Below are 15976 nucleotides of genomic sequence, written 5' to 3'. Positions count from 1 at the left end.
ATAGCAAACAAATAACAGATGGTATCAGCTGTCTGTTATTTTTTTATTCATATTGCATATAGTTTTACATATTAGGTATAAATAAACCAATTAAATATGATTCTATAGTGAAAACGCAATAAACGCCTACTGTAAAATCATGTTATCTAAGTTGGAAAATTGCATAATTCTTATATGTGAAATTATATGATACCTGATTTTCGCAATTGATCAAATGAAGGGATTTAGGCTCATGATAAATTTTATTAAGCTGTACAAGCGAAAAAAACCTATTATTGCTGCGGTATTTGTCGGAGTTGTGTTTAGTATGGTCATTTTTGGATTTGCACTTTATGAATCCAATCGAGTTCAGCAGCTTAAAAAACTTGAAGCGACCGAGCAGTTTGCCCATTTTGATAATATGATGAGCACGAAAATTGTAACCATATCCAACTTAATCAAAGGATTTGAAGCCTATTTGAATACCTGTCCAGAAACAAATGATGCATCAATTTATGCCTATCTAGACTTCTTGATGCGAGATCAACTGGACTTTGTAAATAATATTGGCATACTAAAGGGAACCACCATTCAATGGAATTATCCATATGAAGCTAACAAATCATCCATCGGAGTAGACTTAGCAGAAAATGAATCTCAACGTAAATCCGTGTTGGAAGTTAAAGAAACGCTGAGATCCTCCTTTCAAGGCCCCGTTAAACTTGTTCAAGGTGGTGAGGGCTATATTGTGAGGAGTCCACTTCTCGACCATCAGGGTAATTACTGGGGAATGACAAGCTTGGTTATAAGAAAAGAGTCTTTTGAAAAGCTATTTGACGAATATCAGACCGTTCTTGGAATTGACGTCATCATTTTATCAGGAGAGGATGTCCTCTTTGGGGAATCCAATTTAATCACCAAGGATTTGGAATGGTTCCAATATAATGGAAATCTCTTTGATTGGAAAGTGGGAATTGATGCGGGCAAACAGTACCGTCCAGACCAATTTAAAACAGTGCTTCTATTTGTTGTGAGTTTTATCGTCTTTGACCTAATAACAGCGGCGACTTATTTATCCATCAAAGCTAATGAAGTGATTCGAAAAGAAGCCATACACGACCAATTGACTGGTGCGAGAAATCGAAATGGACTACCTGAAGACATGGAACAATTCATGTCCTCCTCAAACCGCAACGAACATAAAGTGGGCATTATCATATTAGATCTCAATCAATTTAAATACATCAACGACACATTTGGTCACATGGTGGGAGATATCGTTCTAATTGAAACGACAAAAAAACTCAAATCAATTGCGAGAAGCGGGGACATTGTTTATCGCGTTGGTGGAGATGAGTTTTTAATCATCGTACCAGTCATTTCAGATGAAATGGCCCTTGTTCAAGCAATGCACCGGATTAAAGAACATCTCTTCTTCGATATCACCGTTAAAAATAATACAATTCAAGTGGGTGCAAGCTTAGGTCATGCTCTGTACCCTGATGATGGTACGACTTTTGATGAAATCTTTCAAGTAGCAGACAAAAGGATGTATCAAGATAAGCGACAAGAAAATTCTAATCGTAGTAAGTAAATGAACTTCAATTTCCCATTTTCGAATCTGAATGATTCAATAAATTTAAATTTATAGTTTGTTAAAATAATAATTATCTAAAATAGGGTGTTTGAGGTATCATTTCCAATCAATTAGATGTAAAATAGAGATAGAATCACGAATAAACAACCTATACAATTCAACGAAGCATCTAAAGGATTTGTGCATAAATCATTTACACAGGTCCTTCTTTATGAAACTGCTTCATGATTAGGTTTAGAAAATAGTAGGTTAAACTGCAAATTTGAGACGAGGAAAATATGTACGACATACGCGATATACTAAGAAAAGCAATCGACATTACAGAAAAAAAGAAAAGTGCTTATTTACGACTTCAAGAAAACAGTGGCGACATTCGAATGCGACTGCTTATTGGCGTGCTCATACGGTCGGCGAATAAGGATATTGGGCATTATAAAAAAATCATGGAAAATATAACAGATGCAATTGCTGAGACGATTGATTTTAGCGTGTTTGATAAGATTTCTTCATTGGTCAATCAGTTCGCAAGAACCATCACGCCCATCCATATTACTGAACGTAAAGTTCTGATGGAGTACGCACTCAATCAGGAGAAGGCAATCTATGCACTTTTAGTGGATATCCAGGGAAGAATGGTCGTTAGCGATACAACGACTTCGATCGCATATTATGTACTACTAGAAATCATCGATGATAAAAGAAAATTTATCGAAGAGCTCGAAACCATGCTGCGCTAATGGATGAAACGATATCGATTTACGCAAATGAATAAAACGATATCGATTTATGCAAATAAATGAAATGATATCGATTTACGCAAATGAATGAAATCATCTCGATTATGATTAGATGAGTTATACAAAAAAATAAAATGATGGTATAATAAACTCAACTTATTGTTTGACAATTCAGATAATATGGTATCAAATTCGTATGACATTAAGGGAGGTAAGAATGAACGATCAAAATACACCACAGTCTGCATCTCAACACTCTGCAGCGTCACAGTCTACACAGCAGTCAACGCCTACATCTGCATCTAAAACCACAACAGGCAGACAAAAAAATAAAGTGATGTATGCTCTGAGCATTCATATGAAGTACGGTGAAGTATTTCATCTAGAAGGACTGAACAAAGAAGAAAAGGATCGCTATTTTGAACTGGCTCGCAACGAAAACGATGCCATGCTCGTAGAAGATAAGGCGAGTATCGTACACTTGCTTAGCCGAGATATCGCGAAGATATCCGTAAAAGCGTATGACGAAAAGTATGAAAAAATCTATCATCCGATTGAAAAGTTGCTATTCTCGGAAAGCAGCATGGGAAGACGTGTTTTTTCCATCATTATCAAGTCCTTTATTGCCATTGCATTCTTAGCAATTATGGGCATGTTTGGACTCGCAGTGATCGAAGGAAACATCATGGACGTCTTTTTCGACGGAGAATTGTTCACGCAGACCATCCTTAAAGGATTCGATCTTGTGAATAAAATATTCTTATTTACGATTATTCTCATGTTCGTATTGAACGTGATTGACATTGCACTCGGCAGCAAAGCACATTACTTTATCAATCAAGACGGCGCTGACCCAGTGGAATATTCCAGACTGAGCAACGCCCTCGTGACTGTCACTTTCTTAGTGGTATTCATCATCATCAAAACCATCCTGAGCACAGTTGCAGGGATGATTTAACCTCATTTCAGTTATTCAATGACGATGAAATCAGGTTCATCTAGTTGAACTTTTGACGCGTGGTCGCCACGCCCCATATTGACTTTAAATCCTGCACTCTTGATGCGGCCTTCAATACACATTCTACAATGTGCGGCTTCATCACCAGTGCAGATTTTGTCTTTATACAGTTCATATTTTTCACGTACAGCAAGCGGTGAAAGATTTGGCATAACAACATTTGCGCCAGCTTTTAGCGCTTTTTCTCTGCCCTTTGGATCGAGTGTTCCCATGGCAGTTGTAGAAGGTAGAAGTGCCTTTGGCAGAAGCAAACGCGTCAAAGCGAGCATCGTCAACACTTTGTCCACAGTGCCGCCAGTTGAACCCTTTAGAGGTGTTTCGTCGTGTGGAATAAATGGACCAATCCCCACCATTTCCGGCGAGAGCGTCTTTAAAAATCGTAAATCAAGGAGAAGGTCTGCATCTGTCTGACCAGGTAAACCCACCATAAACCCTGCACCAACTTGATAGCCAAGAGATTTGAGGTCATTGAGACAACGACGTCTATTTTCAAAACTCATATTTGGGTGAAGGGATTCGTAGAGGGATTTAGAGGCCGTTTCATGTCTGAGCAAGTAGCGATCCGCGCCAGCCTCTTTTAACGCAGCATACATCTCATAACTTAGTTCACCGATAGAAAGTGTAATGGCGCAATCTGGATGTTGTTTTTTGATGGCTTTGACCAAATCCACCATGACCTCTTGTGTAAAATAGGGATCTTCCCCACCTTGTAGGACAAACGTACGATATCCCAACTGATACCCTTCCTTACAGCAAGCAAGTATGGTCTCTTGATCGAGTCGATAGCGATCGACCTTGGCATTCTTTCCTCGTATCCCACAATAATTGCAATTTTGCTTACAGTAATTTGTAAACTCAATGAGCCCACGCATAAATACATCATCTTGATAAAATGCTTTTCGCTTTTCAACGGCACGCGCCATGAGGTATTGCTTCGCATCAGCATCTGATTCGACCTCAGTTATTAACCTGAGTAACAAGTCATCAGATAAATCTTCCTGTTCGTATAACGTATCAATTAAATTTTTCAATGATTTCATGAAACCCTCCATATGATTGAATCAAATAACATCATGTGCAGTTGACTCTATGTTTACCTACATTTAAATCGCATCAAAAAAATAAAAGCTTCTTGAAAAGAGACATTCTCTCGCCAAGAAGCATGCACACAAAAAACGCGTCAATCAGCTCCCTTTAAGATTAGAATACTCTTTTCTTTTAGGTTGATTACTTTATCAAGCAAGGGGAACAAATAGACTAAGGATGTCCTCTGAATATTTGAAACGCACGTTGCTTGTTAATAATTTATCAAAACGACACTTAAAAGTCAAGTTGCAAAAACGTAATAGACGAAAAAAAGTTCATTTCGTATAATAAAAGAAGCATTAATAAATAAAAGAGGCATCAATAAATAAATGAAGCATCAATAAATAAAAGGAGCATTTACAAACTATCAATCGTTTTACTGGAGGTCCATATGATTGAGCAAATTAAAAACAGCTTAATAGAGATTGTCAAATCCCTTATTGAAAATCCTGAAGTTGTTGAAATAAGTGCAAAAGGCAAACAAGATATCGTCACCAATCTAGACTTTCAAATGGAGCGCCGCATCAAAGAAGCCATCATGAAAGCATTTCCAGAAGATCATTTTATCGGAGAAGAAGAAAATCACTCAGAGCTTACCAATCAACGGACGTGGGTGTGTGACCCTATCGATGGAACTTTGAATTTTACCTGTGATATCCCATACTACGGTGTACAGGTAGCGTTGCTTGAAAACAAACTCCCGATACTGAGCATCATCTATTTGCCTGCATTAGGTGAGATGTATTTAGCAGAAAGCGGAAAGGGAATGCTTCACTATCATCTTCAAACGAAAGCATATCGGAAAGTGGATACCGCCTTATCACATGCGGATAAAACCCTTTCAGAAGTCATCGTTTCATTTGGCGACTTTTCAAAATCCAATCCATCCTCTAGAGGATTTCAATTAAAAGCCATGGAAATTCTCGCAGAAAAAGCCATGAGAGTCAGAATTCAAGGTGCATCATCCGTAGATTTTGCCTTTGTAGGCGCTGGAAAAAATGGATGCCACATTGTGTTTTCAAGCAATGTCTGGGAACTCGCGCCAGGGCTTTTAATAGCAGAAGAAGCAGGCTGTATCGTCGGAACCATCGAAGGAAGCGCACATGGATTTAATGGAAAAGGCATTATTGTCGCTGCAAATGAACACATTTTAGAAGAAGTATTAAAACACTTAGGTGAGATTAATTAAGAGGAGGCACATCATGAACCAACCTGAAACGACACAGAATTTTCAGCCTAAAAGCAAACCACAATCAGAGATTATGAACCATGAATACCTGATGACAAACGGACTCGGAGGGTATAGTTTTGGCACGTGGGATCAAGTCAATTGCCGAAAATATCACAGTCTATATACCGTTAGTTATAACCCACCCATTGAAAGAATGCACTTAATATCTAAGGGCGAAATGGCGATTTCACAAAGTTCAAATCGAATTGTCTTGAACACTGAAAACGTTTCCAATGTTGAAAATCCAATGACATCCACTTATTTTATAGAGGGAAATCATCAAGGTGTCATCGAGCAAACCTTTTTCATACCCGAGATGCAAATTCAAGTAAAACAAACGCACGCATTTCTCTATGGAAGCAATCAACTGGCAGTGCGATACGAGATAGATCTACCCGATCAGATACGAGCAAACGATCAGCAGGGATACACATTTGACTGGACGCCTTGGTTGAATTTTAGAGATCACCACGATGTGATCACGCCGATGATAGAGGATTATCAAATTGAAGTGTTAACGGGCAATATTTTGAAAATAACGGCTCATGAAAAAACCATTTATATACAGTATTCTCAGGGAACATTTGAATCCAATCGCATGTATTCGGATAAAAGCTATTATCCAATTGAGACACAGCGCGGTTATCCAGATGAAGAGCAACACATCATTTTGGGAATGCTGCGTGTACCCCTTCAAACTGGGTATAATTGTTTGGATGTGACGATCAATTTAGAACCGAATTTTATGCCAGTAGAAGAAATTTTTAAAAATCGAGTGGATCGCTATCATACATTAACAGATATAGCATCGAAACATCTAGCATCGAATCAACCCATCAATCAAGATGCTCTTAAGCGCCTCTATCAAGCGGCAGATGACTTTATCGTATATCGCGCGACAACGGGAAAGAAAACCATCATAGCGGGGTATCCGTGGTTTACCGATTGGGGGCGTGATACGATGATCGCCATACCGGGATTGACGCTCGAGACTGGAAGGTACAGCGAAGCACTTGAGATGATCGAAGGATTTCTTCAGATGTCGAGTAACGGCATTATCCCGAATAATTTTCCGGATGAAGGTCAACCGCCGATGTATAATACCTCGGATGGAACCCTATGGCTATTTAATGCACTGTATCTCTATTTGGAGAAAACCCAGGATATCGATGCCATCAAACGACTTTATCCAAAACTTGAAGACATCATGGAGCATCACATCAAAGGGACGATTAACGACATCTATATGGATGAAGATGGTCTTTTAAGTACTGGAAATGAAACCACCCAGCTTACTTGGATGGATGTAAAAGTCAATGGTTGGGTAGTGACGCCGAGACATGGTAAAGCTGTTGAAATCAATGCACTGTGGTACAATGCCCTTCGCATCATGCAGTCGCTTAGTGAACAGTTACACAAAACAAACAAAGCCAATCGATACGAACAAATCGCTTTAAAAGTCAAAACTGCTTTTAATGCATCGTTTTGGAACGAAACGGATCAGAATTTATATGATCTGATCATCGACGGAAATCCAGTGGATATCCCAAGACCTAACATGATCTTTTCAGTGAGTTTGCCATTTGCCGTTTTAGAGAACACAAGATGGAAAACAATTGTCGACTATGTAGAGAAGCACTTTAAAGTTCCTTACGGACTTCTGACGCTACGACGTGAAGATGAAAATTTCCACGCAGTTTATGAAGGCGATCTCTTGAGTCGAGATGGAGCATATCACAGAGGCACAGCATGGGGATGGTTAATCGGCCCGTATTTAGAGGCTCATTATAAAACGTACCATGACGAATCAAAGATTCAAGCAGAGCTCGAAAGTCTGTTGACACATCTCGATGAAGGAATTCATGGAAGCATCTCAGAAATTTTTGAAGGTGGCGCACCACATGCGCAAAGGGGATGTTCAGCACAAGCATGGTCAGTAGCAGAGGCGATTCGCATGATTCACATGATAGAATAAGGTTCGTCGAATCCTCGTGAGGGTTCATGTAGTTTGTTTCAGAAGCTATTTATGATAGAATTGAGTAAGATGTTGCACGAGAAGGGGGAACAACCATGTATGCCATTGGGGTTTGTGATGACAAAGAGATCATCCGTTCGGGACTTTCAAAAGAAATCAAAAAAATCGCAGCAAAATTAGCAGTTCCAATTCACATCGAACTGTTCAACAGTGGAGAAGAAGTCTATGACTTTCTGAAGGCAGACAAGAATCTAGATTTATTGTTTTTAGATATAGAATTATATGAACTGAGTGGGGCGGATTTGGGGCTGCTCATTCGAAACGCCATGGGCAATGAGCGCCTTCAAATCGTATATATTTCAGGTAGTGAACGGCATGCCATGAAACTCTTCGAATCGAGACCTCTCAACTTTCTCGTAAAGCCGATAGATACTGTCAAATTACAGTTTATACTTGAAAAGGCCTTTTTTCTCAACCATCAAGTCAAAGTCTATGGTTATAAAACAGGGCATACCAGCAAGAAAGTGCCTGTAAATGACGTGCTTTACTTTGAAGCGGAAGGCAGGAAAATCAAGATTGTCACTATGACGGAAGCGGATTATTTCTACGGGAAAATCGATGAAGTCAGCGATGAATTAGCCGATTGCTTATTTTTAAGAATTCACAACTCGATTTTAGTCAACTATCACAACATTATAGAATTCTCATATGATTACGTCATCTTAAGCAATCACAGCAAACTGATGATTAGCCAGAGTTATCGAAAAGAAGTAAGACACTTTCAAATGAAAGTGGAGGAGGCACTGAATTCATGAATTTAACGAATTTTCAATGGGTGTATTTATTAACGAGTTTTTTCGGGACTTATACAGTTTATAAATTTTTAGATCTCTTCTTTGAAGAACGCCGAACGACAAAATGGGTGAATATTGGAAGTTATGTACTTTATACACTCATCATCTCTTTGATGTTTATGTTCGTCAATATTCCAGTGATTCTCCTTGCGACCAACTTATTGACATTATATGCACTTACGTATAATTATCATGCATCAATTAAAAGCCGGTTATTGTCAGTTTTTTATATCAGCTTTATTTTCACGTTTGTGGAAATCATAGTGGTCGTTGCAATGGGGTATCTTGGAAAATCAATCGTTGAAACGACGACGATTGATAACTCTCTTGCACTTGTTGCCAACAAATTAATTGCCTATATGGCAGTGCTCTTATTTGGAAACTTTAAGAGCATTAAAAATCAAGTGAAGATTCTTCCGCTCTACTGGATGTCGGTATTTTTTATTCCGATTATGTCGTTATACTTGGTCGTCGTGTTATATCAGTCGGTTAGTGAAATGACACCGCTGATTTTTATATCCTTGATGACCGTATTTTTAATTAATGTCATCGTCTTTTACCTCTATGACACCCAACATAAAAACAGTTTGAAACTCATGGAAAATGAACTGTTAACTCAACAAAATAGATATTATGAGAATCAGTTTGAACTGATGAAAAACACCGAAGAGTGGTATAGTTCTATGAAACACGAATGGCGAAATCATATGAACATGCTCAATGAGCTTTCAAAAAATGATAGCACCAGTGAAATTCACGAGTATATCGGTGAAATTGTCTCTCACTATACTGCGACAACCGATCGAATCTCAACAGGAAATCAAGTGATTGACAGTATTTTAAATTTTAAAAGAAGTGAAGCGGCTGAAAAACAAATTGCAATGAAATACGATTTGGAAGTCCCTGAAGTTTTGAATATTCCAACGTTTGATTTGTCCACGATCTTGAGCAATCTCATCGACAATGGTATGGAAGCACTTGAACGATATGGAAAAGAACGTGAACTGACAGTGACGATTCGATACGTCAAAAAGCGCTTGTTAATCGAGACAGTCAATGCGTTTGATGGAGAAATAAAGCGTGAAGGCGAAAAATTAATAACGACGAAATCAAAAGGAACTGGTCACGGACTTGGCCTTGGTATCGTGAAAAAAACAGTGGAAAAGTACAATGGTGAAATGCATATTCATCACGATCAACAGATCTTTAAAGTGAAAATTCTTTTATTTGCATAACGAGCAAAAACACCCCAAAATCAAAAATCAATCAAAACAAATCTTAGTTTATTACAAAAACAGCTTAGTTTATTACAAGTAGCCCCGTTCTTAGTATTTGTTTGTGCAGTTCTTTATTGGAGTACCGATGAAGAATATTTAAGTTATTAGCATTAGGAGAAATAACTGATGAGGATATTATCATTCGTTTTTGTTTTATATGGTGTTGTAAGTATCAATGAATCACTCGACAACTTACTTCACAGTGAAATTTTAGAATTTGTGAACTATAGTATTCATCCATATTTTAACGGTTTGGGCATTGTACTGGGTATTTTATTCGTTCTGTCTGGAGTTGGAATTTTGTTAAAGAAAAAGTATTCGTATTATCTATCCGTTCTTTTATGTATATTTTTTAGTTGCTATGTTTTTATATCAATTGTCTTGATGATTAGGCAGCATGTTTATGACGTTCTAATTTTGGCTTTGTTTTTTTTATCAATTTACTTATCTGCAGCCGGATATATATTAAAGCACAAATCTTATTTTAATTAAATTCTGGATAAAAATAGAGATAATTTGACATGGCATCAAACTACAAAAAACACCCCAAAATCAAAAATCAATCAAAACAAATCTTAGTTTATTACAAAAACAGCTTAGTTTATTACAAGTAGCCCCCTAAAGTGTAAATTTTATGGTAGAGTGTGTGCAAGCAACACCACTATAAAATTTTATTGAGGGGGTTTTTTTATGAACAGAAAAATGGATATTCTTTTATCCAAAATGGCGTTATCGGGAACTAAAAATAATGTGAATACGACCTGCTTCTTCTTTCTGAATCAACCGAAATTACCACAAAATAGTGAGAAGTTGAAAACACATGATCATCGATGATATTGCAGGAAAAATTACGGACCGCTGGGTAGACAGAAATGTCATCCAAGAAGAAGATCAAAGCCTATATGCATACGGCATCAAATATGGAGTGACTCAAGTCATTCATTTACTCTCAATGAGCATTATAGGGCTACTTTGGGGGATGTTAGTAGAAGTCATCGTCTTGATGATTGCTTACATCCCTTTAAGGGTTTATGCAGGTGGATATCACGCAGGAAGTGCCTCAAAATGTTTTATTTACTCAATTATTGTACTAAATATTCAAATGATGATTTTTAAATATGCTGAAATACAGCATGTGCTTTGGATTTTGGGAATTTCAAGTGCCTTGATCATATGGCTTTCTCCAGTGGAATCGCCCAATCATCCGCTCAATAAATTTGAACGAAAACGCTATAAACAAACGGCTTCTGTACTGGTCATCGTCGAAGCACTTTTTGTCATTGAACTCTACTTTGGACTCTGCTCGTATAAGCTGTGTGAAGTCATTACCATGGCAATTTTTACCTGCAGCGTGTTGTTGGTTTATGGCAAATTGAGCTTAATGAGAGCGCAGTGAAGGCGGTATAAAAAGATAAAAGGATTCATCCCAACCCGTCAATAGGTAGTACACTACCATTAACAGGGAAAAGATGAATCCTTATTTTTTATGTTTTATGTTTTATTTTTTACCCTTGAAGCTCATCCGGAATATACCCTCTGAACTGAGCGTGATAGAGTCTGCTATAGAGAGCACCACGTTCGATGAGCGCATCGTGTGAGCCACGCTCTGCGACGCCTTGATCGGTCATGACCAAGATTTCGTCGGCGTTCTTAATCGTCGAAAGTCGGTGCGCGATAATCAGTGTCGTGCGACCTTTTGAAAGTGCTTCGATGGATTTTTGGATGGCGCTTTCATTTTCATTATCAAGGGCAGATGTTTTCAAACTAAAATAGAAATATCAGCATTTGATGAATTTGATACAAGTAGTCAAGAAGTTATATCATAAACGCGGTCGATTAGCACATCAGGATACTGCAATATGATGTTTAAAGTGTGATAATTTTGCACAAAATGGCTTTTTAAAATAAATTAGTAAATAAATATGAATATTTAAAAATGTATTATTTGTATATTTTTTCTGATTGACATATATTTTTTTTTTTTTTATAATATCGTTAACATAGTATTGAAATAAAAATAGCAAATAGAAAGGGTGGGAAATAGATTGAAGAAGGTATTATCAGGGTTATTGATAGTTGTACTTATCTTAACAAGTATTACTATTACATCATTTGCAGATGCGCATGATAAGAGTGAAGACCATTTTATTAATTTGGTTCAAGAAGATTTCATATACAAAAAATATTCGAGTAACATTATTTTTAATAAAGTTTATGATGTTTCAAAAGTATTTGATGGTAGTAAAGTTATAGGATTAAGTATTACATATAATGTAAACCTTAATACTAAAACTGATAGTGTGCGTATGGAATCTTTGTTGAATTATACGTATTTCTTTAAGGATAAATATTTATTTGCAACAGTTACAGATTATAGTAAAATAGCAAGCTCTGGAAAAGCAGAAATTTCAGTTTATTATGATGGAAAGTTGTACAATAAATCTTTTAAAAATGCTAATCATAATTTAGTGAGTGAAATACGCACTATTAAAGCTAAAAAAACAGAGCAAAGTATGAGAATATCATCAATTAAATCAGACATCACAACAAATGGAAATACAAATTGTAGATCTGTTCCGGGATGTGTTAAGTGGGTAACATATCCAGGACATATGGATGGTAGTTGCCAGTTTGCTTGTGAAGGTGCATGTGATATCGGAGGTGCAGCAATAACAGGTGTAGTAGGACCTGCCCAAATGGCAATAATAGTTGCGTGCAAAGCAGCTTGCTATGCTCCTTGTTATGTTGCGGGATATTCACTATGTGAAAAAAGCGTATGGTACAATGTTTGTGATTATTGATACGCAAAAAATAAATACTAAAAATAAGTAATTGCTATTTTCATATTTCAATACTATTATTTCCAAGTATATTCGAAAAATTGTAACTTAAAGTGAAAGGAGCAAGAAATATTCTATAAGAGTTTTCTTAATAAATATATGAAAAAATTTGTAATAATGTTTTTATGTGTATTTTTAATGTTTGCATTAATGTATTTAATTTCTGATTTGGACTTCAATACAGAAGACAATTTTGAAAAACAAAATAAGGTAATAACAAAACTAAATAATGAAATTATGTCTAATGAATACACAGCACTAATTTTTTTAACAAATCCTTCGTGTGAATGTAATAGTGATCAATTACGTGTGATTTCAAATTTGTCAGCAATGAATATAAATGTAAAATTTAAGTTGATCGCAAACGCAGAATCGGAACTTTTAAACAAGATAGATATACTTCATAATTTAGGAATTGATGTTGTTCCGGACAAAAATGGAGATATATTTACAATGTACAAAATATTTGACAAGGAAACATTATATTATCAAAATGGATTTGCTTTAGTTGATCAAGATGGAAAAATAGTGGAATCTCAATTGACTGATTTGTATGCGGATGAACTTATTGTTACATTGAAAACAGTAAAATTAATCGATACTGACATTGTAAATAGTATGGTTGTTACAGATGTTCAGAATTCTCAAAGTTCAGAAAATGTAGTGATTGACGTTGAAACTGTTGATGTAACAGGATTGAAAAATAAATTTGACAAGTTAATTGTGATTGACGTACGATCAAAAGAGGAATTTGATAGAGGACATTTGGACGGTGCTTTGTTATACCCACATGATGAATTACTAGGTAACTCAAGTTTAGTATCTAGTGTTTTCAATAATCAAGTTGTATTATTGTACTGTGGTAGTGGAAAAAGAAGTGAAAAAGTTATTGAAGTTGTCAATAAAACTTGTAAGAATGCTTTGATTTTTCATATGTACAAAGGGTATGATGGAATGTCTGATAAGTAGAAGGAAGTTTAAATTGAAATTAAAAATAATTTTAGTTATAATAATATCAAATTGTATTGATTGAGGTGAATTGAAAATCATATTTAATAGATGAGTGATACCAATTATGAGGAGACCAATTATGTCGAAAATTTCAAAACTAGGTTATGCATTATTTTATACACTATGTTACATAGCGATTCTATATGTGAATAAGAACCTACAAATTAATCATTTAGGATCAATATTAATCAGCTCGTTACTTGTGGTGTTGTTAATAGATTCCATTCAGACAAAATTTAAAGATTATCCAAAAGAACAATTCAAAAAAGTACAAATAATGATAATCCTACTAGGTGTTTTGTCCTTAGTGGCAGTTTCATTAATATAAAAAATTGATAATAAAAAAATAACAAAGGATTCATCCCAACCCGTCAATAGGTAGCATACCACCATTAACAGGGAAAAGATGAATCCTTATTTTTTATTTTTTATGTTTTATGTTTTATGTTTTACCCTTGAAGCTCATCCGGAATATACCCTCTGAACTGAGCGTGATAGAGTCTGCTATAGAGAGCACCGCGTTCGATGAGAGCATCGTGTGAACCACGCTCTGCGATGCCTTGATCGGTCATGACCAAGATTTCGTCGGCGTTCTTAATCGTCGAAAGTCGGTGCGCGATAATCAGTGTCGTGCGACCTTTTGAAAGTGCTTCGATGGATTTTTGGATGGCGCTTTCATTTTCATTATCAAGGGCAGATGTTGCTTCATCAAGGATGAGGATCGGTGGATTTTTGAGGAATACACGCGCAATCGCAATTCGCTGCTTCTGACCTCCAGAGAGTTTCACACCACGTTCGCCTACAAATGCATCATAGCCATAATCTAGACCACTGATAAACTCATGAATATTCGCTTTTTTAGCGGCTTCAATAATTTCATCATCTGTCGCATCCGGTTTACCATACGCAATATTATCACGAATCGTGCCATAAAAGAGAAACACATCTTGTTGAACGATGCCGATTTGATTTCTCAAGGAGTTCATGGTGATTTTTTGAATATCCGTACCATCAATGGAAATCTGTCCACTTTGAATGTCATAAAACCTCGGAATCAGCTGAGTAATCGTCGTCTTTCCAACTCCTGAAGGGCCTACAAGTGCAATCGTCTTACCATGCGGTATCAATAGACTGAAATCGCTCAGTACAGGTTCGCCAGTGGCCTCATATGAAAAAGTAACGTCTTTAAATTCAATTTCACCTTTCACGGAATTTAGTGATAACGCATCTTCTGCATCTACAATTTTAGGTTGCATCTCCATAATCTCGATAAAGCGCTCAAAACCCGCGCTCCCTGACTGGAACTGTTGAGTAAACTGAATCAGTGCTCGAATCGGTTTCGTGAAAAACGCGATAAATAGTAAAAATGCCACCAAGTCACCATAATCAATCGCGCCTACGTACACGAAAATACCGCCTGCCACCATGGAAGCCAAAGTCATCATGTCGATAAAAAAGCTGTTCCCTGCTGAAAATGAAGCAATCGCCTTAAACGAATCTTTTCTCGAATGGAGATGCGCATCGTTTGTCGTATGGAATTTCTCGATTTCAAAAGCTTCATTGGCAAATGATTTTGAAAGACGGATTCCTGAGATGCTGCTCTCAAGCTGTGCATTGATATCGGCCATTTTAGCGCGCACACTTCTAAATGTCACCATCATGGATTTTCGTTGACGAATGGAAAAGATGATCGTAAAAATCACAAAAATAAAGATAATCAGCGTGAGTGGAAGATTGATTTGACAGAGCAAGATAAAACTTCCAATCAGCATCACCAGTGAAACAAACAGATCTTCAGGACCATGATGTGCAAGCTCCGTCACCTCGTTGAGGTCGGATGTGAGTCGATTCATGAGTTGCCCTGTCTTAATATTGTCAAAAAATGAAAATTCCAACTTTTGAATGTGCATAAATAAATCTTTTCGCATATCAAATTCTATTCGAGAGCCTAAAACGTGTCCCCAATAGCCCATGAAGTAATTGAGACCAATCTTGAACACATAAAGCAAGAGTACGATGGTCGAATAAATAACGATGAGCTTTAACTCCTTGTTGGGAATCAAGTCGTTGATAAATGTCCTAGAAAACATCGGAAAGAGTAGGTCGATGCCGGCCATTGTAAAAGCTGCCAGCAAGTCCAGTATAAACAGCGTTCGATGGGGCTTATAGTATTTGACGAATTTTTTGATCATCTAGTCATCTCCCTTTTCCATAAAATCTATACAAATTGCAGGCTCAACGATATAATGTTTAGCCTTGCGAAATATCTCTGTTTTTTATTATAGTACGAAAAAAGGGAATTGGCTAGGATAAAAAGTTTTTATTTAATACATACTTTCTTCGTCTTTAATATTATCTTAATATATTTTCT

At 36.7% G+C, this 15976-nt stretch carries 14 protein-coding genes and 1 pseudogene; 12 read left to right on the top strand and 3 right to left on the bottom strand.

Going from position 1 to position 15976, the window contains the following annotated elements; translation table 11 throughout:
* The first annotated feature begins 232 nt into the window (after window positions 1-232).
* The 3 genes from ACZ41W_RS09855 (at window position 233) to ACZ41W_RS09845 (ending at window position 3271) form a co-directional block, all read left to right on the top strand.
* The gene (locus tag ACZ41W_RS09855; protein ID WP_464311808.1) at window positions 233-1573 is read left to right on the top strand and encodes a sensor domain-containing diguanylate cyclase; all 1341 of its coding nucleotides are present in this window, start codon (window positions 233-235) and stop codon (window positions 1571-1573) included.
* Window positions 1574-1854: 281 nt separating this feature from the next.
* The gene (locus ACZ41W_RS09850; RefSeq protein ID WP_464311807.1) at window positions 1855-2313 is read left to right on the top strand and encodes a hypothetical protein; all 459 of its coding nucleotides are present in this window, start codon (window positions 1855-1857) and stop codon (window positions 2311-2313) included.
* Between the two features lie 217 nt (window positions 2314-2530).
* Window positions 2531-3271 carry a hypothetical protein gene (locus ACZ41W_RS09845; RefSeq protein ID WP_464311806.1) on the top strand — a complete coding sequence of 247 codons (741 nt, stop codon included), beginning with the start codon at window positions 2531-2533 and terminating at the stop codon, window positions 3269-3271.
* 11 nt (window positions 3272-3282) lie between these two features.
* On the opposite strand, the gene hydE is transcribed toward ACZ41W_RS09845, so the two are convergent.
* Complete coding sequence (gene hydE / locus ACZ41W_RS09840; RefSeq protein ID WP_464314286.1) at window positions 3283-4362, bottom strand: [FeFe] hydrogenase H-cluster radical SAM maturase HydE; 1080 nt, start codon at window positions 4360-4362, stop codon at window positions 3283-3285.
* A 446-nt stretch (window positions 4363-4808) separates the two neighbouring features.
* Here hydE and ACZ41W_RS09835 point away from each other — a divergent pair, with 446 nt between their 5' ends.
* The 7 genes from ACZ41W_RS09835 to ACZ41W_RS09805 all read left to right on the top strand — a co-directional run bounded on the left by ACZ41W_RS09835 (window position 4809) and on the right by ACZ41W_RS09805 (window position 11150).
* The gene (locus ACZ41W_RS09835; RefSeq protein ID WP_464311805.1) at window positions 4809-5606 is read left to right on the top strand and encodes an inositol monophosphatase family protein; all 798 of its coding nucleotides are present in this window, start codon (window positions 4809-4811) and stop codon (window positions 5604-5606) included.
* A gap of 13 nt (window positions 5607-5619) precedes the next feature.
* Complete coding sequence (locus ACZ41W_RS09830) at window positions 5620-7623, top strand: amylo-alpha-1,6-glucosidase (protein ID WP_464311804.1); 2004 nt, start codon at window positions 5620-5622, stop codon at window positions 7621-7623.
* A 95-nt stretch (window positions 7624-7718) separates the two neighbouring features.
* Window positions 7719-8438, top strand: a complete 720-nt coding sequence (locus tag ACZ41W_RS09825) for a LytR/AlgR family response regulator transcription factor (RefSeq protein WP_464311803.1) — start codon at window positions 7719-7721, stop codon at window positions 8436-8438.
* Window positions 8435-9712, top strand: coding sequence for a sensor histidine kinase (locus tag ACZ41W_RS09820; RefSeq protein WP_464311802.1), 1278 nt, complete (start codon window positions 8435-8437; stop codon window positions 9710-9712). The genes ACZ41W_RS09825 and ACZ41W_RS09820 overlap by 4 nt, the downstream gene beginning before the upstream one ends.
* A gap of 168 nt (window positions 9713-9880) precedes the next feature.
* Window positions 9881-10246: a hypothetical protein gene (locus ACZ41W_RS09815; RefSeq protein ID WP_464311801.1), complete on the top strand. Its 366-nt coding sequence runs from the start codon at window positions 9881-9883 to the stop codon at window positions 10244-10246.
* A gap of 198 nt (window positions 10247-10444) precedes the next feature.
* On the top strand, window positions 10445-10588 hold the full coding sequence (locus ACZ41W_RS09810) for a cyclic lactone autoinducer peptide (RefSeq protein ID WP_464311800.1): 144 nt from the start codon (window positions 10445-10447) through the stop codon (window positions 10586-10588).
* Window positions 10575-11150: an accessory gene regulator ArgB-like protein gene (locus ACZ41W_RS09805; protein ID WP_464311799.1), complete on the top strand. Its 576-nt coding sequence runs from the start codon at window positions 10575-10577 to the stop codon at window positions 11148-11150. The genes ACZ41W_RS09810 and ACZ41W_RS09805 overlap by 14 nt, the downstream gene beginning before the upstream one ends.
* Before the next feature lie 109 nt (window positions 11151-11259).
* Here the strand turns inward: ACZ41W_RS09805 and ACZ41W_RS09800 are convergent.
* Window positions 11260-11511, bottom strand: a pseudogene (locus tag ACZ41W_RS09800) (ABC transporter ATP-binding protein); the annotation flags it as partial.
* 288 nt (window positions 11512-11799) lie between these two features.
* Here ACZ41W_RS09800 and ACZ41W_RS09795 point away from each other — a divergent pair.
* Window positions 11800-12555 carry a hypothetical protein gene (locus ACZ41W_RS09795; protein ID WP_464311798.1) on the top strand — a complete coding sequence of 252 codons (756 nt, stop codon included), beginning with the start codon at window positions 11800-11802 and terminating at the stop codon, window positions 12553-12555.
* Window positions 12556-12732: 177 nt separating this feature from the next.
* On the top strand, window positions 12733-13563 hold the full coding sequence (locus tag ACZ41W_RS09790) for a rhodanese-like domain-containing protein (protein WP_464311797.1): 831 nt from the start codon (window positions 12733-12735) through the stop codon (window positions 13561-13563).
* Between the two features lie 491 nt (window positions 13564-14054).
* Here the strand turns inward: ACZ41W_RS09790 and ACZ41W_RS09785 are convergent, their stop codons facing one another.
* A complete protein-coding gene (locus ACZ41W_RS09785) occupies window positions 14055-15797 on the bottom strand; it encodes an ABC transporter ATP-binding protein (protein WP_464311796.1) in 1743 nt (580 codons plus the stop codon).
* Between the last annotated feature and the right edge of the window lie 179 nt (window positions 15798-15976).

Source organism: Fusibacter fontis, from assembly GCF_055378735.1.
Note: the sequence above shows the minus strand (reverse complement) of the source record. Positions and strands in the feature narration are given on the sequence as shown.

Coding starts and splice junctions, on each gene's coding strand:
- ACZ41W_RS09855 (WP_464311808.1), top strand. CDS start 233: ATGATAAATTTTATTAAGCTGTACAAGCGAAAAAAACCTATTATTGCT.
- ACZ41W_RS09850 (WP_464311807.1), top strand. CDS start 1,855: ATGTACGACATACGCGATATACTAAGAAAAGCAATCGACATTACAGAA.
- ACZ41W_RS09845 (WP_464311806.1), top strand. CDS start 2,531: ATGAACGATCAAAATACACCACAGTCTGCATCTCAACACTCTGCAGCG.
- ACZ41W_RS09835 (WP_464311805.1), top strand. CDS start 4,809: ATGATTGAGCAAATTAAAAACAGCTTAATAGAGATTGTCAAATCCCTT.
- ACZ41W_RS09830 (WP_464311804.1), top strand. CDS start 5,620: ATGAACCAACCTGAAACGACACAGAATTTTCAGCCTAAAAGCAAACCA.
- ACZ41W_RS09825 (WP_464311803.1), top strand. CDS start 7,719: ATGTATGCCATTGGGGTTTGTGATGACAAAGAGATCATCCGTTCGGGA.
- ACZ41W_RS09820 (WP_464311802.1), top strand. CDS start 8,435: ATGAATTTAACGAATTTTCAATGGGTGTATTTATTAACGAGTTTTTTC.
- ACZ41W_RS09815 (WP_464311801.1), top strand. CDS start 9,881: ATGAGGATATTATCATTCGTTTTTGTTTTATATGGTGTTGTAAGTATC.
- ACZ41W_RS09810 (WP_464311800.1), top strand. CDS start 10,445: ATGAACAGAAAAATGGATATTCTTTTATCCAAAATGGCGTTATCGGGA.
- ACZ41W_RS09805 (WP_464311799.1), top strand. CDS start 10,575: ATGATCATCGATGATATTGCAGGAAAAATTACGGACCGCTGGGTAGAC.
- ACZ41W_RS09790 (WP_464311797.1), top strand. CDS start 12,733: ATGTTTGCATTAATGTATTTAATTTCTGATTTGGACTTCAATACAGAA.
- ACZ41W_RS09785 (WP_464311796.1), bottom strand. CDS start 15,797: ATGATCAAAAAATTCGTCAAATACTATAAGCCCCATCGAACGCTGTTT.